The sequence below is a fragment of the Kaistia dalseonensis genome, assembly GCF_030814715.1.
Classification (GTDB): Bacteria; Pseudomonadota; Alphaproteobacteria; order Rhizobiales; family Kaistiaceae; genus Kaistia; species Kaistia dalseonensis.
The window spans coordinates 184,865-202,769 of the sequence record NZ_JAUSVO010000002.1 but is presented as its reverse complement, the minus strand read 5'-3'; the positions used below and the strand labels follow the sequence as shown (position 1 = coordinate 202,769).

The 17,905-nt window shown below is 65.1% G+C and carries 18 protein-coding genes; 9 read left to right on the top strand and 9 right to left on the bottom strand.

The genetic code is table 11. From position 1 onward, the window contains the following. Positions 1–14: 14 nt before the first annotated feature. The 9 genes from QO014_RS07100 (at position 15) to QO014_RS07060 (ending at position 9,068) form a co-directional block, all read left to right on the top strand. Positions 15–1,049: a sugar ABC transporter substrate-binding protein gene (locus QO014_RS07100; protein ID WP_266347980.1), complete on the top strand. Its 1,035-nt coding sequence runs from the start codon at positions 15–17 to the stop codon at positions 1,047–1,049. An 89-nt stretch (positions 1,050–1,138) separates the two neighbouring features. Continuing rightward, positions 1,139–2,662 (top strand): sugar ABC transporter ATP-binding protein, encoded by a 1,524-nt coding sequence (locus tag QO014_RS07095; RefSeq protein ID WP_266347979.1) that lies wholly within the window; start codon positions 1,139–1,141, stop codon positions 2,660–2,662. After that, the gene (locus tag QO014_RS07090) at positions 2,659–3,717 is read left to right on the top strand and encodes an ABC transporter permease (protein WP_266347978.1); all 1,059 of its coding nucleotides are present in this window, start codon (positions 2,659–2,661) and stop codon (positions 3,715–3,717) included. Before QO014_RS07095 ends, QO014_RS07090 begins: the two co-directional genes overlap by 4 nt. 4 nt (positions 3,718–3,721) lie before the next feature. Further along, positions 3,722–4,510: an SDR family NAD(P)-dependent oxidoreductase gene (locus QO014_RS07085; protein WP_266347977.1), complete on the top strand. Its 789-nt coding sequence runs from the start codon at positions 3,722–3,724 to the stop codon at positions 4,508–4,510. 17 nt (positions 4,511–4,527) lie between these two features. Continuing rightward, the gene (locus tag QO014_RS07080; RefSeq protein WP_266347976.1) at positions 4,528–5,022 is read left to right on the top strand and encodes a lactoylglutathione lyase family protein; all 495 of its coding nucleotides are present in this window, start codon (positions 4,528–4,530) and stop codon (positions 5,020–5,022) included. Between the two features lie 25 nt (positions 5,023–5,047). Further along, on the top strand, positions 5,048–6,064 hold the full coding sequence (locus tag QO014_RS07075) for a C-terminal binding protein (RefSeq protein WP_266347975.1): 1,017 nt from the start codon (positions 5,048–5,050) through the stop codon (positions 6,062–6,064). Next, positions 6,057–6,728: an RraA family protein gene (locus QO014_RS07070; protein ID WP_266347974.1), complete on the top strand. Its 672-nt coding sequence runs from the start codon at positions 6,057–6,059 to the stop codon at positions 6,726–6,728. The genes QO014_RS07075 and QO014_RS07070 overlap by 8 nt, the downstream gene beginning before the upstream one ends. Positions 6,729–7,311: 583 nt before the next feature. Further along, entirely contained in the window at positions 7,312–8,592 is a 1,281-nt protein-coding gene (locus QO014_RS07065; protein ID WP_266347973.1) for an NAD(P)/FAD-dependent oxidoreductase, read from the top strand. 119 nt (positions 8,593–8,711) lie between these two features. Further along, positions 8,712–9,068 carry a carboxymuconolactone decarboxylase family protein gene (locus tag QO014_RS07060; RefSeq protein WP_266348604.1) on the top strand — a complete coding sequence of 119 codons (357 nt, stop codon included), beginning with the start codon at positions 8,712–8,714 and terminating at the stop codon, positions 9,066–9,068. 79 nt (positions 9,069–9,147) lie between these two features. Here the strand turns inward: QO014_RS07060 and QO014_RS07055 are convergent, their stop codons facing one another. The 9 genes from QO014_RS07055 to QO014_RS07015 all read right to left on the bottom strand — a co-directional run bounded on the left by QO014_RS07055 (position 9,148) and on the right by QO014_RS07015 (position 17,675). Next, on the bottom strand, positions 9,148–9,705 hold the full coding sequence (locus QO014_RS07055; RefSeq protein WP_266347972.1) for a TetR/AcrR family transcriptional regulator: 558 nt from the start codon (positions 9,703–9,705) through the stop codon (positions 9,148–9,150). Beyond that, positions 9,705–10,193, bottom strand: coding sequence for an HPP family protein (locus QO014_RS07050; RefSeq protein ID WP_266347971.1), 489 nt, complete (start codon positions 10,191–10,193; stop codon positions 9,705–9,707). Before QO014_RS07050 ends, QO014_RS07055 begins: the two co-directional genes overlap by 1 nt. 111 nt (positions 10,194–10,304) lie before the next feature. After that, a complete protein-coding gene (locus tag QO014_RS07045; RefSeq protein ID WP_266347970.1) occupies positions 10,305–12,101 on the bottom strand; it encodes a V-type ATP synthase subunit A in 1,797 nt (598 codons plus the stop codon). Continuing rightward, positions 12,098–12,787, bottom strand: coding sequence for a hypothetical protein (locus QO014_RS07040; RefSeq protein WP_266347969.1), 690 nt, complete (start codon positions 12,785–12,787; stop codon positions 12,098–12,100). Before QO014_RS07040 ends, QO014_RS07045 begins: the two co-directional genes overlap by 4 nt. Then, positions 12,784–13,476: a hypothetical protein gene (locus QO014_RS07035; RefSeq protein ID WP_266347968.1), complete on the bottom strand. Its 693-nt coding sequence runs from the start codon at positions 13,474–13,476 to the stop codon at positions 12,784–12,786. The genes QO014_RS07040 and QO014_RS07035 overlap by 4 nt, the downstream gene beginning before the upstream one ends. Positions 13,477–13,487: 11 nt before the next feature. Then, positions 13,488–13,934, bottom strand: coding sequence for an ATP synthase subunit C (locus QO014_RS07030; protein WP_266347967.1), 447 nt, complete (start codon positions 13,932–13,934; stop codon positions 13,488–13,490). Continuing rightward, positions 13,931–15,724, bottom strand: a complete 1,794-nt coding sequence (locus tag QO014_RS07025; protein WP_266347966.1) for a V-type ATP synthase subunit I — start codon at positions 15,722–15,724, stop codon at positions 13,931–13,933. Before QO014_RS07025 ends, QO014_RS07030 begins: the two co-directional genes overlap by 4 nt. Further along, complete coding sequence (locus QO014_RS07020; RefSeq protein WP_266347965.1) at positions 15,721–16,326, bottom strand: V-type ATP synthase subunit D; 606 nt, start codon at positions 16,324–16,326, stop codon at positions 15,721–15,723. The genes QO014_RS07025 and QO014_RS07020 overlap by 4 nt, the downstream gene beginning before the upstream one ends. A gap of 2 nt (positions 16,327–16,328) precedes the next feature. Beyond that, complete coding sequence (locus tag QO014_RS07015; RefSeq protein ID WP_266347964.1) at positions 16,329–17,675, bottom strand: V-type ATP synthase subunit B; 1,347 nt, start codon at positions 17,673–17,675, stop codon at positions 16,329–16,331. Between the last annotated feature and the right edge of the window lie 230 nt (positions 17,676–17,905).

Genomic DNA, 17,905 nt, shown 5'->3' with positions numbered 1-17,905 from the left:
AAGGGAGGACTATCATGAAACATATTGCCCTGGCGGCATTCGCGCTCGCCTTGACGGCGGCGCCGGGATCGCTCGCCATCGCGCAGGACTATCCCGCGCCCGTGCCGCTCGCCCAAGGCGCGCAAGCGCCGATCGACGCGATCCACAAGGCCGATGGCCGGCTGCGCATCGCCTACATGCCGCCCGCGACCGAGTTCAACTACTACATCGCGATCGGCGAAGGCATCAAATCCGTGGCTGCCAACAAGAACGTCGATGTGTTCATGCTGGCTCCGCAGAGCGGCGCCGACATCAACGGCCAGATGGGCATGATCCAGGACGTTCTCACGCAGAATGTCGACGCCATCATCTTCGGCACCCATGACGAGGGCGCGGCCGCACCGCTTCTGAAGCAGGCGGTCGACAAGGGTGTCGCCGTCGTGATGATCAACTCCGACATCCCGAACTTCCCGACGCCCATCCATGGCGTGGTCGGCTATGCGCAACGCAAGGGAACCCACAAGATCGCCGACTGGGCGATCGCAAAGTTCGCGGGCGCTCCCGTGAAGGTCGGCGTGATCGAGGGGCAGCCGGGCTATCATTCGACCGAACGCGTCGGCGGGTTCCTCGACGGCATCAAGGGCGCTCCCAACTTCGAGGTCGTGGCCTCGATCGATGGCAAGTGGAACGTCGAGGGCGGGAACACGGCCGCCATGGACCTTCTGCAGGCCCATCCCGAGGTCAATCTGATCTTCGCCGCGAACGATTACATGGCGATCGGCGCGTCCTATGCCGCCAAGGCGCTGGACCGCAAGGATCTCATCATCCTCGGAAATGACGGCGACACCTCGGGCCTCGAGGAGATCGCGGCCGGTACCGTCACGGCCACGGTGAACACCGTGCCGTTCCTGATGGGGCAGGCGGCGATGCATGCGACGCTCGATGCGCTCGATCACAAGTTCCCGGGCGGCTGGGTCGAGATCCCGACCGAAATCGTCGATGGCACGAATGTCGTCTCGGTGCTCCAGAAGCCCGAGAAGCTCTATCCGAAGCCTTCCAAGTCCTACTGAGACTTCCACGAGGGCCGGCACGGCCGTGCCTTCGAGCTTGGCCGCCCCCCAGGAGGTGGGCGGCCAGCATCTCCAACAGGATTGAACCGATGCACGTCTCCGATCAGCCCCTATGGGACATCGATGCCGTTTCGAAGGCCTATCCGGGGGTTCAGGCCAACGACCGGGTGTCGATCCAGCTCATGCCCGGCCGCATCCACGGACTTCTCGGCGAGAACGGGTCGGGAAAATCGACCCTGATCCGCCTGCTGTCCGGAGTTGATCGTCCGGATTCCGGCGAGATCCGCCTGAAGGGTCGCGCCGTTAGCATGGCCAGCCCGACCGAGGCCCGTGCGCTCGGCGTCGCCACGGTGTTCCAGGAGTTCTCGATCGTCCCCAGTCTCACGGTTGCGGAGAACGTCTTTCTGGGGCGCTGGCCGCGTCGGGCCTTCGGCCTGATCGATTGGGACACGATGAACAGCCGGTCGCGCGACGTTCTCGCCGAGCTCGATATCGAGCTGGACCCGGAGGCCGTGACCTCGACCCTGTCGGTCGCGCAGCAACAATTGATCGAGATCGCCAAGGCGGTCGCCGCTGAGGCGCAGCTCATCATCCTCGACGAGCCGACCACCGCTCTCGGGCTCGACGAGATAGCCCAGCTCCATGCGCTCCTCAGGCGCATGCGCGACAAGGGCCATGCCATTCTCTACGTGTCGCATCGCCTCGACGAGGTGACGGCGCTGGTCGACGAAGTGACGATCATGCGGGGAGGCCGTGTGGTCAGCGCCGCCGGCAACACGGCCGTCCAGGTCGATGCCATCGTCAGCGCCATGATCGGCGGCGACGTCAGGGAGCACTATCCCAAGATATGCAACGTCACCTCCGAGGTCGTGCTGGACGTCAGCGGAATGTCGAGCGCGAAAGGCGCGCGCGATGTGTCCTTCACCCTGCACAAGGGCGAGGTTCTCGGGCTCGGCGGTGTTCTGGGTTCCGGGCGCACCGAGATTGCGCGCGCCTTGTTCGGGCTCGATCCCATCGTCGCCGGAACGGTTGTGGTCCGTGGCCGCCGCCTGCAGGCACGCAGCCCCGCCGATGCGATCGCCGCTGGTCTCGCGCTGGTCACGGAGAACCGGAAGACGGACGGACTCTTCTTCAACTTCGACGGACGCTCGAACATTTCGAGCGCCAGCCTGTCACGTTTCTCGCATTTCGGCTTCCTGGATCTGAAGCGGGAGGAGCGGGAATCCGCCAGGCTCGCCCAACTTCTCGAATTGTCGCGTGGAGCCGAGGACAAGTCCGTCAGGCATCTGTCCGGCGGCAACCAGCAGAAGGTCGTGCTCGCCCGCTGGCTTCTCTCCGAGACGCGCGTGCTGATCCTCGACGAGCCGACGCAAGGCATCGATATCGGCGCCAAGCTGGCTGTCTATCGGCTGATCAACCAGCTGACGGCCCAGGGCTGCGCCATCCTGCTGATCAGCTCCGACCATGATGAGCTTCTGGCGATGAGCGACCGGATCGCGGTGATCCGGCAAGGATCCGTCACGGACATACGCGCCCCCAACGAGTTGAGCCACGCCGATCTGGTGAGGGCTGCGACGGGCGAAGACACAATTCAGGGAAGGAAAGTCGCATGAGACGCATCTTCGATGCGCAGTTGGTGGGTCCCCTCGCGGCAATGCTGCTGGTGGCTCTCGTCGTGGCGATGACGACGGATCGGTTCCTCGATCCCGGCAACCTCGCCAATCTGGCGCTGCAGGTCTCCATCGTGTCGCTGATCGCGATCGGGGCAACGGTCGTCATCTTCGCCGGAGGGATCGACCTCAGTTCCGGCTCGATGGTGGCGCTGCTGACGATGATCCTGGCCACCGTGGTGAAGACGTTCGGGTATCCGCTCTGGCCCACTCTGGCCGGCGTGCTGCTCATCGGGGCGGCGCTGGGTGCGCTGAACGGGGTGCTGACGGCCTTCCTCCGCATTCCATCCTTCATCGTGACGCTCGCCGGGTTGATCGCGTTTCGCGGCCTTGCGCTGATGTTCAACAATGGATCGCCGATCTTCTCCCTCGATCCCAATTTCGAGCCGGTGTTCTACGGCAGGCTGTTCGGGATCCCGCTGCCGTTCTTCTATCTCGTGGTCCTCTACGGCGCCGCGACGGTGATGATGAACAATACCCGCCTCGGCCGCGAGATCTATGCGGTCGGCGGAAATCCGGCTGCGGCGAAGCTCTCGGGCATCAATGTGCGCCGCGTGCAGACCTATGCCTTCACGATCGCGGGTTTGATGACGGCCGTCGGTTCCATCCTGATGGCGTCCCGCCTCAACTCTGGCTCGCCGAACTATGGCCAGACCTTCGAGCTGCAGGCGATCGCGGCCGCGGTGGTCGGTGGTGCCAGTCTCATTGGCGGCCGGGGCAACATCCTGTCCACGCTGGTGGGCGCTTTGACCATCGTCATCGTGCAGAACGGGCTCAACCTCCACGCCGTGCCTTCGGCGGTCCAGAACGTCGTTCTCGGGCTCATCATCCTGATCGCCGTGGGCGTGGACATGTGGCGCACCGAGATTGCCCGATCGATCCGCCGGCTTTCGGGGCTGGGCAAGCGCGCGGCTGGTGCGACGCAGCCCGGGCCGTCCTCCTCAGGCAAGACCACGACCGGCAATACGACGACCGGCAAGGCAGTGGCAGGAAAGTAGACAGATGGATCTCAATCTTCAGGGAAAGCGCGTGGTCGTCACCGGGTCGGCCACCGGAATCGGGCGGGCGACGGCGGAGGTCTTTCTTCGCGAAGGCGCCGAGGTCGTCATCAACGGCCTCACCGAGACCGAGGTCGCAGCCGCCATCGCGTCGCTCTCGCCCCATGGCGCGGTCAGCGGCCTGGCGGCGGATATTGCGACCGCGGAAGGGGCCAACGCGCTGCTCGACTTCGCGAAGCGTGATGGCGCCGTCGATGTCCTCGTCAACAATGTCGGCATATTCTCCGTCAAGCCGTTCGAGGAGATCACCGACGCGGATTGGCTGCACTACTTCAATGTCAACGTGCTGACCGCCGTTCGAATGACCCGCGCGATCCTTCCGGCGATGCTGGAGCGCGGCACGGGCGCCGTCGTCAATCTCGCCTCGGAAGCCGGGGTGAAGCCGCTGCCCCAGATGGTGCACTATTCCGTGACCAAGACGGCCATGATCGGCCTCACGCGCGGCCTTGCCGAGCTGACCAAGGGCACGGCGGTGACGGTCAACGCCGTTCTGCCGGGTCCGACATGGACCGACGGCGTCGAGGCCTATTTTCGCGGCCTCGCGGCAGCGAAGTCCCTGCCGATGGACGGCGTCATCGAAAGCTACTTCCGCCAGGACGAGCCGACCTCGCTGATCCAACGTTTCGTCAAGCCCGACGAGGTGGCGCGCATGATCGCCTTCGTCGCCTCGTCGCCCGCCTCCAACGGCGCCGCCTACCGCATCGAAGGCGGCATCATCCGCAGCATTCTCTGACTTGAAAGGAGCGACCCATGGCCGCCGTTACCTTCTCCCATATCGGTATCACCGTCCCTGACCTCGACCGGGCGGTCGAGTTCTATTCCAAATGCTTCGATTTCTACGTGATCATGCCGCCCACCACGGTCCATCAGGACGATAGCGCGATCGGGCAGATGTGCGATGACGTCTTCGGCGCCGGCTGGGGCAGCTTTCGCATCGCCCATCTTTCGACCGGCGATGGTATCGGCATCGAACTCTTCGAATTCCCGCAGACCGTCGCTGAAGAGCGGCCCTTCGAATACTGGCGTCGGGGACTGTTTCATTTCTGCCTGCAGGACGAGAAGCTCGAGGAACGCGTCAAGCTGATCGAATCCATGGGTGGCCGTCAGCGCATGCAGCAGGTGCGCCACTACTACCCCGGCGAGAAGCCGTATCGGATGGTCTATGTCGAGGACCCCTTCGGCAATGTCTTCGAGCTCTACAGCCATTCCTACGAGCTGACCTATTCGGCCGGAGCCTATGTCTGATCATCCAGCGAAGAGGACATCGGCGATGAATCGCAAGCCGAAGGTCGTGATCACCGACTATGACTATGGCGACGTCGACATTGAGCGGCACATTCTCGAGGCCGCCGGCGCGGAGGTCGTGGCGCTGCAGGCCAAGCGCGAGGACGACCTCTTCGAGGAAGCTCGCGACTGCGACGCCATCATGAACCAGTATGCGCGCGTCGGCGCGCGGACCATTGCCGTGATGGAGCGATGCCGTGTCATCGCCCGCTACGGGGTGGGAGTCGACATCGTCGATGTCGCGGCAGCCTCGGCCAAGGGCATTCTCGTCACCAATGTGCGGGATTATTGCACGGACGAGGTGGCGGACCACGCCATCAGCCTTTGGCTCGCCCTCGCGCGGCGTCTGTTCGACTATGATCGGGCGACCCATCAGGGCATCTGGCGGTGGCAGTCGGGCAGTCCGATCCATCGCCTGCGCGGGCGCACCGTCGGCATCGTGTCGTTTGGAAAGATCGGTCAGGCGATTGCCAGCCGTGCGCGGCCCTTCGGCGTCGACCTCATCGTCTATGACCCGTACCTCTCGCCGGATGTGGCCCAGTCTCTGGGCGTCCGGCAGGTAGACAAGGCCACGCTGCTGGCCGAGGCGGACGTGCTGATGATGCAGGTCCCGATGACCGCGGAAACCCGTCACTTCCTGGGAGAGGCGGAGTTCGCGGCCATGAAGCCCGGCGCTCTTGTCGTCAATACCGGTCGCGGTCCGACCATCGACAACAAGGCGCTCTATCGCGCCCTGGTCGAGGGAAGGATCGCCGGCGCCGGGCTCGACGATCCGGAAGAAGAGCCGGCGAAGCTGGCCGACTGGTCGCCCGCCGGCAATCCGATCTTCACTTTGCCCAATGTGGTCGTGACGCCGCACGTTGCCTACTACTCGGAGGAATCCATCCGCTCCGCCCGGGAAATCGCCGCGAGCGAGGTGGCGCGGGTGCTGACGGGCCAGGCGCCACGAAATCCCGTTAACGCTGCCGCGCTGCTGGCGCCGGAAGGAAAAGCCTATGCTTAAGGAATTCAACGATTTCGAGCGTCGCCCCGATCTCCTGGCCCAGTTCGATGCGGTGATCGGGAGCTATTCGGCGGCGGCGATCTTTGCCGACGTCCAATATCGCACGGGCGTCATGGATAGCGGCATCAAGCCCGCCTTCCGCGCCAAGGTCACGGGGCAGGCGATCACCGTGCAACTGTCCAAGGGCGACCTCGTCGATCCGTTGCGAGCTCTCGAGATGGGGCAGCCCGGCGACGTGATCGTCGTCGACGCGGGTGGCGACGAGAACACATCCGTCTGCGGCGGCCTGATGGGCGGTCTGGCGCTCAATCGCGGCATCCGTGCGATGATCGTGGATGGCGCTGGGCGCGATACGGACGAACTCCAGGATATAGGCTGGCCGATCTGGACGCGCGCGATCACGGCGCGCGGTACCCACACCATGTTTTCCGGCCGCAAGGAGGAGCTCTCCATCAATGTTCCGATCGCTTGTGGCGGGGTCGTCGTGAACCCGGGCGATTTCATCGTCGCCGATCTCATGGGCGTTGTCGTCGTGCCGCTCGCGCGCGCCGCCGAGGTCGTCCGCCTTGCGAAGGAGCAGGCCGATCGCGAGGAGGCAACCCGGGCCTGGGTCAAGCAGGGCAAGACGGTCGAGGATCTTCTGGCCGAATTCGGCAGGATCTGACCAGCAAGGCCGGGTTCTTGAAGCGCGGATCGACTTCATGCCCGGCCTCTCGATCCAGAAAGCCGTTTGCGGTCCGACCGACCGGCGGCCCGATCTCCTCCAAGACGACAGCGATCCATAGGCACGTGTTCTGCTGAACACGGCAGCAGATCGTGATCCACAGTCGCTGGACAGCGCGCTCGATCGAGCGCTGCCGCGCGAGAGGCTTCCTCCCATCCTCTCGCGCACCACTGAGGCGCGGCCTCACCCAATCCAGCATCAATTCGCTTCGTGACCCCGGTCGCTTCGACTTCTGCAAGCATCTTGCGTCGTCGGGAAAGACGGGCCAAGCCTTTTTGGCCAGCGCGTTCCCCAAGGATCGATCGCCGAACAGACCCGCTGCGGCGGCTTGCCGATCCCTCGGGATCCGACCGTCAGCCGAGAGCCCGCGCCAGGACACGCCTTCAGCCGACTGGTTGCTGCACATGCGGCAGCCTTCATCCATGCGCCGTCGATTTCATATTTGCGTATCTACGAATATTCGAATATATAGGAAGGGAGGACAAGGCGCGACGCCTGAGCGCGCCAGCGAGGAGGAATCGCTATGGCTGATATCGTCGTTCTGGGGGCCGGCCTTGGCGGCACGATCATGGCTTACGAGCTGATCGATCAGCTCGGGCCCGATGACCGCCTGACCTTGATCGGCCAGGAAGCCCGCTTCCATTTCGTTCCCTCCAATCCCTGGGTCGCCATCGGCTGGCGCGAACGCGAGCAGATCGAGATTGACCTCGCGCCCGTTCTCGCCAGGCGCAATGTCCGCTTTCTGGACCAGGGCGCGAAGCGTGTTCATCCGCAGGACAATCGGATCGAGATGAATACGGGGGAGGACGTGACCTATGACTATCTGGTGGTCGCGACCGGTCCGGAGCTCGCCTTCGACGAAATTCCCGGATTGGGACCGGAGGGCGAGACCAATTCGATCTGCCATGTTTCCCATGCGGTGAAGACCCATGAGGCGTTCGAGGCGCTGGCTGCGAAGCCCGGCCCGATCATCGTCGGTGCCGTTCAGGGCGCCTCGTGTTTCGGACCCGCCTATGAATTCGCGTTGATCCTCGACACGGAGCTTCGGCGCCGCAAGCTTCGCGACAAGGTCCCGATGACCTTTGTCACGGCCGAGCCCTATATTGGCCATCTCGGTCTCGACGGCGTCGGTGACACGAAAGGGCTGCTCGAAAGCGAATTCCGCAACCGTCATATCAAATGGATCACCAATGCAAAGGTCGCGTCCGTCGCCGCTGGCGCGATGAAGGTCGAGGAAATGGCGGACGGCGGCGTGGTCGCAAGGACGCATGATCTTCCCTTCTCCTTTTCGATGATGCTGCCGGCCTTTCGTGGTGTTGCGGCAGTGCGCGGTATCGAGGGGCTGACCAATCCGCGTGGATTTGTCCTGATCGACAAGCACCAGCGCAATCCGGCCTTTCCGAACATCTTCGCGATCGGCGTCTGCGTCGCCATTCCGCCGATCGGGCCGACGCCGGTTCCTGTCGGAGTTCCCAAGACCGGATTCATGATCGAATCCATGGTGACGGCGACGGCGCGCAATATCGGCGCGCTGCTGCGCGGCGGTCAGCCCAAGACCGAGGCGACGTGGAACGCGGTCTGCCTCGCCGATTTCGGGGATACCGGCATCGCCTTCGTCGCCGAGCCGCAGATTCCACCTCGCAACGTCAACTGGTCGGCCAAGGGGAAGTGGGTTCACACCGCCAAGGCCGGCTTCGAGAAATACTTCATTCACAAGGTGAAGAAGGGCGAGAGCGAGCCGTTTTACGAACGGCTCGTCATGGAGCGGCTGGGCATCCGGAAATTGAAGGAGACGGCCGACTGAGCTGCACCGTCAGGTCTGCCGCATGCGTGCGGCGGATCGCCTATGCGGCGGCTGCCGTCGAATATCGTGATCGAGGCCGCGACGCCCCTGCCGCCCCTCGCAATGGGAAGGACTATGAGATGTTGAATGATTGGGTTGCCATGACGCGCGAATATTCGGCGAAACTGCGAGACGTGCGCGGCGGCATTCCCGATGTCATGAAAGGCTTTTCGGCTGTCGCCCAGGCTTCCCTGAAGGGGAACGCGCTGGACACGAAGACCAAGGAGTTGCTGGCGCTCGGCGTTGCTGTTGCGGTCCGCTGTGATCCCTGCATCGCCTTCCATGCCGAAGCCGCCGTGAAACAAGGCGCGTCGCGGGAGGAGATCCTGGAGACCATGGCGGTGGCGATCTACATGGGAGCCGGTCCCAGCGTCATGTATGCCGCCAAGGCGCTCGAAGCCTTCGATCAATTCGCCCCCGCTCCGCCGGCTGCCTGAAGAGGGACGATCGGCCGCCCGATTGGGCTTGGGACGCCGGTGTTGCCGGCGCCCGCCAGGGCGGATTCGCCTTGGGCAACTATGCCTCGTTCGTCGCCCGGCGCAATGTCTTCAGGACGGCGGTGAAGTGCGTTTCATCGTTCAGGGCGCGGGCCAGCACGATCGCGCCCTGGATGCCCGCCACCGTATCGCGCGCCAGGCGGTCGGCGGTTTCCTTGTCCATTCCGCCGCGCTGATGCGCGGTCGACAGTGTCGCGAGCCAGCGTTCGAAATAGTTGCCCACGGCTGCCGCAAAGCGATCGCGGGTTTCCTCGAGCGCGAAGGCGCCGACGAGGCAGATGCGGCGGCCCGAGCGGAAATAGTCGTCGACGCTCGCGAACATGTGCTCGATCGCCTCGTCTGGAGGGTCCTCTTCCAGCGGGCGAAAGATCTCGGCCTCGAACCAGTCGCGGATATGGGCGAGCACGGCTTCGGCCATCTCCTCCTTCCCGCCCGGAAAGAAGTGATAGAGGCTGCCCTTTCCGAGCCTGGTCTGCTCGGTTATGCGGGCGAGGCTCGTCCCCTCGAAACCGTAGCGGCGGAAGATCTCCGCGAGCACGGGCACGACATCGGAGCGCTCGGCGATCAGGCGGGCCATCAGGCTTTTCCCGCCGGATAGGCCGTGCCGCTCGCCCGGTGGAACAGCGTCGCCAGGGCCACCAGCACCGCCGCGCCCGACAGGACGGGCAGGATCAGGAAGCCGAAGCCGGGATCGGCGGCGAACACCACCAGCGGATCGGCCCCCGCCGGCGGATGCGTGACGCGTAGCGCGGACATCAGCGCGATGGCGAGGCCGACCGCCAGTGCCACGGCCCACCATTCGTTCGGCAGCAGCAAGCGCAGCACGAGGCCGACAAGGGTCGCGACGACATGCCCTCCGATGACGTTCATTGGCTGCGACAGGGGGCTGCCCGGTACCGAAAACAGCAGCACGCAGCTCGCGCCGAAGGGCGCCATGACGAGCGGCTTGTGCGCATAGATGGTGAAGAGGCCGATCGAGCCGATAGCGATCACGCCTCCGAGCCCGGCCATGACGGCGTGATGCAAGGGCTGGCGCGGCTGGTGGCGGGCGAAGAAAGTCCGCATGACTGTACCTATCGTTATTGAGTTGACCGATTGGTACAATAACGCATTCGCTTGTGCAAGTGCCGCCGCCTCAAGGCCCTCGCCGGCCGATGCGACTTTCGGGCCCCGCTGCTATGTCGCCGTCTTGTCGAGCGTCTCGATCTCGGTCGCGAGTCTTTGCGCCTCGCTCGATCCCGTGGCGGCATAATTGAGATTCTTGAACAATCCCATGAGCTTGGTGAAGTGCTGTCGGGCTGCTTCCTTGTCGGCAAAGGCGTAGCGGCGCGTCGTGAGCCGGTGCACCATGTCGAACAGGGCCTGCTGGCGCGCGATCGGCGAGGAGGAGTCGACCGCGTCGAATGCGTCCTGCTGCAGGAAAACCATGTCGAGGAAGCGGGCGGCCTCGGCGGCGACGAAATCCTCCAGGCTGATGCCTTCTTCGCCCGTGACCTGCTCCATGCGCGAGACCTCGTCGCCGCGCGCGAGCAGCGCCGTCATGGCCTCCACCTTCTCGCTCCAGTCCGGCGCGAGGTTTTGCGCTGACCAGGCGGCGAGCTGGCCGCGATAGCGCGACCAGGAAATCAGCGGATCGATCGCCGGATAGAAGCGGCGATAGGCGCGGTCATAGGAGAGGCCGAGGAAGCACTTCACCGCGGCGAGTGTCGACTGCGTCACCGGCTCCTCGAAATTGCCGCCCGCCGGCGATACGGAGCCGATGATGGTGAGCGCGCCGACCGAGCCATCATTGGTCTTCACCACGCCGGCGCGCTCGTAGACGCTCTTCACCGCGCTGTCGAGATAGGCGGGAAATGCCTCCTCGCCGGGGATTTCCTCGAGCCGTCCGGAGGTCTCGCGCATGGCCTGCGCCCAGCGCGAGGTCGAGTCGGCGATGACGAGGGCGCGCAGGCCCATCTGCCGGTAGTATTCGCCGATCGCGATGCCGGTATAGATCGAGGCCTCGCGCGAGGCGACGGGCATGGACGAGGTGTTGCAGACGATCACGGTCCGGTCCATCAGCGAACCGCCGGTACGCGGGTCCTTGAGGCGCGGAAATTCCGAGATGGTCTCGACCACCTCGCCGGCGCGCTCGCCGCACGCGACGAGGATGACGATGTCGACGTCGGAGTGACGGGCGATCAGGTTGAGCAGGACGGTCTTGCCGGCGCCGAACGGGCCGGGGATGCACGCGGCCCCACCCTGCGCGATCGGGAAGAACACGTCGATGATGCGCTGCGTCGTGATCATCGGCTGATCGGGATAGAGGCGGCTCGAATAGCCGGCGGTGACGATGCGGCGCGGCAGCGGCTCGCGCACCGGCCAGTCCTGGGCGAGCGTTATCTCGCGCTCGGCGCCGGAGGCGGCCTTCAACCGCGCGACCGGTTCGTTCACCGTCACGCTGCCATCGCGGATCCAGGTGATCTCCAGCGTCTCGTCGAGGTCGAAGGGGACCATGATCTTGTGGGTGATCGGGCCTTCGGGAACCGTGCCGATCGCATCGCCGCCGCGCACCTTGTCGCCCGAACGGCGCGTGGCGGTGAATGACCATTTGGCCTCCGGGTCGAGGCCGGGGGCCTCGACGCCGCGCGGCAGGAAGACGCCGTGGCCGATGGCGAGCGCCTCGAGCGGGTTCTGCAGCCCGTCATAGACGCGCCCCAGCAGCCCGGGGCCGAGCCTGACCGAGAGAAGCCGGCCCGATTGCTCGACGGCATCGCCGAGACCGACGCCGCCCGTGCTCTCGAACACCTGCGCGTCGGCCTGGTCGCCGTCGATGCGCAGGATCTCGGCCTTCAGCCGCTGCTCCGGCTCGCGGGCGGGGAGGATATAGATCACCTCGTTCTTGACGAGACGACCGGTGGCGGCATCGTCGAGCCGCAGGCGGACAATGTCCTCCTGCACGGCTGTGATGCTGGCGGTGGGAGATTCAGTCATGCCGCCACCTCGAGGGATGCCATGGGGGGAAGGGCGGCATCGAGCAGTTCGGCGAAACGGATCGCGGCCGCGTCGGCGTCGTAGCGCGCCCAGCGATCGGCGAGCTGCCAGCGCATCAGGTAGAAAACGACGGCCTCGAAATCGAATTCATGGCCGAATTCATGTCGGGCGGCGGCCTGCCATGTGACGTCGAGGATCAGCCTTTCCAGCCCGACGCTGTCGCCCGCTTCGAGCTTTTCGCGCGCGGGGCCGACCCAGCGGTAGAAGCGCGCCATGCCCAGATCGGGCTGCGTCCAGTTCCGGCGGATCGTTTCGACGTGACGGCCAATGCCCCAGACCGTGCCGGCGGCCGGTGCTTCCTCGCCGGCATGGCGGCGGCGCAGCGCGGCGATGAGCGTGCGGATCTCCAGCCTTTCGAGCGCCGCCTCGCGCAGCGTCGCGCTGCGGATCGCGGAAAGGATGCGCTCGGCGCGCGCCACATAGGCGGCATCGTCGTCGCCCGTGTCGATGCGGTTCCATGAGAGGATCGAGGCGATGGTCATGAGCTCGTCGCGATCTTCCGGCTCCAACAGCTTCATCCGCTCGGTGAGGCGGGCCGGGTTGATGGGCAGCGCCTTTTCGCCGAGCAGCCGGATCGAGGGCAGGCTCGCCATCAGCATCACATAGCGCTCGGTGCGCGGGATCATGACACCACCCCTTCGAGGATCGCCCGGAACCGCGGCTGCATATGGGCGAGGAGCGCGTCGGCCACGGCCTTGTCTGTGACGTCGATCGAGACGCCGCGATCGGCGAGCACGATCGTGATGCCGCCAGTGCCGTCTTCGGCGCGGCCGTAGCGCACCCCTTCCCGCAGCATCTCGCCCGTGAAGGCCGCTACCAGACGGGTGAGCGGGCCCTCGCGCAGTTCCTCCGGCTTGCGGCGGAGGTCGTCGAGACCAATGACGGCGCGCGGCAGCAGCAGCTCGATATCGGCGGACTGGTCGGCGCCGCTCTCCGTGCGGACGCGACCGACCAGGGCGAGGATCATCCGTTTCAGCATGTCCTCGTCGCGCATCGCATCCGAGACCGCCTTGCCGACATCGTCGGCGAAGCGGCGGGCCAGCCGCTCCTTCAGTTCGAGCGCGATGTCGCGGGCTGCCTGCTTCAGCGCATCCTCGCCCGCGCGGCGGAAGGCCTCGGCCTCCTTCCGGGCGGCCTCGATCTTTGCCTGCGCTTCCTTCTCGGCGCCGTCGATAATGGCGCGCGCCGCGGCCTCGGCCTCCGCCTTGAGGCGTTCGGCCTCGCTGCGCCCGGCGGCGACGCCCTGATCGCGCAACCGTGCGATGAGTGTCTCGACGCCGGATTCCGTCTTCTGGGCTTGGATCTGCGCGGCCATGATGGTTTTCCTCAGCCCTTGATATTGCCGGCGAGGACGAGCGCGAACACGAAGGTGAAGACCGCGAAGCCTTCCACGATCGCGGCCGGCGCCAGCGAAAGGCCGAAGATCTCGGGCTTTGATTTCGACGCGGCGATCGCGCTGGCGCAGGCCTTGCCCTGCCAGACCGAGGCATAGGCGAGCGCGATGCCCGTCAGGATGCCGATGCCGAACAGGCCGGCCCCGTTTTCCGGCGTGATGGTCCGCTGCAGCGAGAACATGACGACGATGCCATAGATCACGGTCGACGAGGGGATCGCCGCGACGCCGACAAAGCGGCCATAGCCGCTGTCGGTTTCCAGCATTGCCCCGATCGCGGCCTGTCCGGCGATGGTGACGCCGATGGCGCTGCCGATCGCGCCGAGACCGACTGGCGCGAAGACGCCAAGCCAGCCGAGTATGACCATGAGCTCGTTCATTCGGGGATCTCCCTCTTGGCGAATGCGCGGAACGGATAGCCCTCTTCCGAGAGGCCCCAGCCGAAGAATTCGATGTAGTTGAGCCTCAAGCCATGGACGACGCCGCCCATGATGCCGATGACGAAGTTGATCGCGTGCCCGAACAGCAGGATCAGGATCGAGGCGAGCAGGCCGAGGCCAGGGCGCGAGATCTGGAGCCCGGCGGCCATGCCGTTGAAGGTGGTCGCCAGCGAGGCGCTGGCGAGGCCGAGGGCGAACAGGCGCAGATAGCTCAATATGTCGCCGAACAGCTTGGTGATGCCGGTCAGCCCCATGAAGCCGTCGCTGAACCGCAGCAGCCAGTCGGCTTTCGTCCGGATGACGCGGCCGGAGGCGGCGCCAATGAACACGGAAACGAAGCCGGCGATGAGGATGGCCGGGCCACCAATGGCGAAGGCGCCGCCGCCGAGCCAGATCAACAGCCCGCCCGCGATCACCGCAAGCCAGCCGATCGGCACGAGCACCTTGAGGGAGTGGCGTCCGAGCCAGGCGGTCGCCGCGAGCGCGATGCCGATATGGACGGCTCCGATCACGACGGAGAGCTTCATCATCTCGTCGAAATTGGTCACGTCGATGATCGCGAGCTTCGCCAGCAAACCGCCCTTGGGCGGCGCGACGCCGAAATAGGAGCCCGCGAGCACGCCATAGATGAAGGACGCGCCGGCGATCACGGTCAGCATGACGCGCATCCGCTGGCCGCTCTCCGTCTTGCCCATGCGCGACCAGTACCAGACGACGATCAGGCCGATCAGCGCGGCATAGCCCGCATCGGCGAGGATCATGGCGAAGAAGATCGCGAAGGAGGTGAAGACGATAAAGCTCGGATCCCAGGCGCCATAGGCCGGGGTCGTGTAGAAATTGGTCAGATCGGCGCCGCCGCCGAGGCGGGCATCGTGCGGGCGCAGCAGGGTCGGCGGCTTGTCGTCCGCCGTCGGAGACTCCGCGAGCACGGCGAGGTGCTGGTCGAGGGCGAGTTGCTCGATCGCCGTGACGCTCTCGGCGGGCGCCCAACCCTGGAGGGCGAACAGGCCGTCCGTGTCCAGCGTCTTGCTCGCGACGTCGCGCCGCTCGTCGGCATCCTCCGCTCCGGCGAGTTCGGCGCCGAGCAGCAATCGCCACCGGGTCAGTTCACCGCGCTCCGCCCTTGCCTTGTCGAGGTCGATCTCGAGCTCGTCGAGTTCCGCCGTCAGTTCGTGCAGCGGCCGGGCCCCGAAATGCGTGCGCGGCACCGGCAGCAGGTCGGCAGCGGGTTCCTCCGGCGTCACGACCACGATGAAGATATGCGTCGTGTCCTTGCCGACGATCGCCCAGGGAAGCTGGAGCCTGTCGAGCGCCGCCCGTTCCTTGATCGGCAGAACATAGAACCAGAACCGCTCCCCGCCGAGCGCGTCGATGGGAGGCAATTCGATGTCGCCCCAGATGGAAACATCGCCGATGCGTTGGATCAGCTCGTCGCGCCGGTCCGACAGACGGCGAAGCCTGCGGCGGTTTTCGGTGATCTCTCTGACGATCGCCGTCAAATCGAAGGCGGTTCCGGGACGATAGAGGCGGCGTTGCTCTGGCGATTCCGTCAGATGGCGGAAGGCCGTCCGCGCCAGGTTTCGCTCGGCCGCATCCGTCGGGGCGAGCGGATCGGCCGTGGTGAGCGGGATCAGATGCAGGACGCCGAGGCGCTGCAGAGCTTCGATCACGGCGTCTTTTTCGGGGAGCGGGCCGCAGACGGCCACTTTCTGCATGGCGACGATGCTCATGTGGCACCTCCCGCCGCGCGCTGGCGCTTGGCGATCTTGCCACCGACGACGGCCGCCCGCTCGGCGTCGCCGAGATAGACCATGATGCGGCGGATATTGGCCTCGGCCTCCGGGATCAGCACCTTGTCGAAGAGATTGACGCGCTGCGTCGTGGTCGCGACCGCCTTTTCCAGCTTGGCGAGGCGCTGGCGTGCGACATCGACCTCGATGCGCAGCCGGATGGCGGCTTCCAGCCGCTCGACCACGGCATCGACCCAATGCGGCCGCACCATCCTTCCATAGGGGGCGCGGATGATCTCGACCGCTTGAAGCACGGGCAGGCTGACGCCCGCGACATTCTGCGTGCCCAGTTCGACCTTGCCGAGCGTGACGAGGCCCGCGACGTCGATGCGGCTGTCGGCAAGCATGGGCAGCGCCGCCCCGGCTTTTGCCGCTGCGCCGGCGACCTTGTCCTCCGCCTCGCGGATCGCACGGACCGCATGGGCGCGCTCGCCCATCAATTGCTGGCGCTTCAGATCGAGCGCCGGCAGATAGCGCCGATAGGAGACGAGGTTCTCCTTTTCCTTGCGCAATTGAGACTTGCTGAGCGGCACGCGGGCCATGATCAGGAGGCCTTTGCCGGATAGTATTTGTCGATCAGCGCCTGGCGGATCAGCAGTTCTTCGGCCGGGAAACACTCGGCCATGGTCTTCCAGCCGAGATCCAGCGCCTCGTCGAGCGGCATGGAAACGGCGAGATCCATGAAGCGCGCCTCGAACAATTGGCCGAACTTGAGCGAGCGATGATCGAGATCGGAGAGCTCGAACGCCATGGCCTGCTTGCGTTGCGCATCCCGCGCTCCGGAATAGAGGCGGATCATCGTGTTCATGACGGCGCTGTGGTCGTCGCGCGTTTCCTTGCCGATCACGTGCTGCTTCAGGCGCGACAGCGAGCCGAACGGGTCGATGCGGCCACCGCGAAGATAGAACTGCCCCTCGGTGATGTAGCCGGTATTGTCCGGCACAGGATGCGTGACGTCGCCGCCGGGCATGGTGGTGACCGAGAGGATCGTTACCGAGCCGGCGCCGGGAAAGACGGCCGCCTTCTCATAGCGGCGCGCGAGCTGCGAATAGAGATCGCCGAGATAGCCGCGATTGGAGGGGACGCGGTCGAGCGCGATGCCGACTTCCTTGAGCGCGTCGGCAAATGCGGTCATGTCGGTCAGGAGCACGAGAACGCGCTTCTTTTCCTCGGTCGCGAATTTCTCGGCGACGGCGAGCGCCATATCGGGGACGAGAAGCCGTTCCAGCACTGGATCCGAGGCCTGGTTGACGAACATGATGGTGCGCCCGAACACGCCCGCATCCTCGAAGGCAGTCCGGAAGCGCCAATATTCGTCGAAGGTCAGGCCGAGGCCGCCAAAGACGACGACATCGGCATCGGCCTGGATACCGATGCGCGCCAGCAATGTGTCGTGCGGCTCGCCTGACGTGGAGAAGATCGGGATTTTCTGGCTTTCGACCAGGCAGTTGAACACGTCGATCATCGGCACGTCGGTGCGGATCATCCGCGAGGCCAGCGCCCGGCGGGCCGGATTGGCCGAGGGACCGGCGATCTCGACGTCTGGCTCCTGGTCGAGGGCCGGGCCGCCGTCGACGACGGTGCCTGCGCCGGAAAAGACGCGGCCGAGAATGTTCGGCGAAAAGGGAACGCGCGGTGCATGGCCGAGAAACTGTGTCTGCGCCCGGGTCGACAGCCCCCGCGTGCCCGGAAAGACCTGAAGCGAGGCTTCGCCCTCGGCGATCTTCACGACCTGGGCCAGCCTCGGGCCGCTGCCGCCTTCCTGAACCAGCGCCAGATCGCCGAAGCGGGGCCCGGCCGGATCGTCGCGCGTCTGCATTGGCAGCGCAACGCGCAGCACGTCGCCGACGATCGATAGAACCCGATCATAACGAATGGGTACGACGGACATTGGCTCGCTCCGCTCTTAAGCGTATCAGATAGAGCAAGTTCAACGTCGATGAACATTGATGCTGATCAATTATAGGTCGATTGCATCCTCTAGAATTCAATATGAATTCTTCGCGAGATGTTGCGGTGCAGTAATATTATGAATGTGACCCGCAGTTTTATTTTCTTTCGCCCGACTGAACTGCCCGGTGACAGGAGGCTGAACTGATTGTTCGTTTGCCATATCATCGC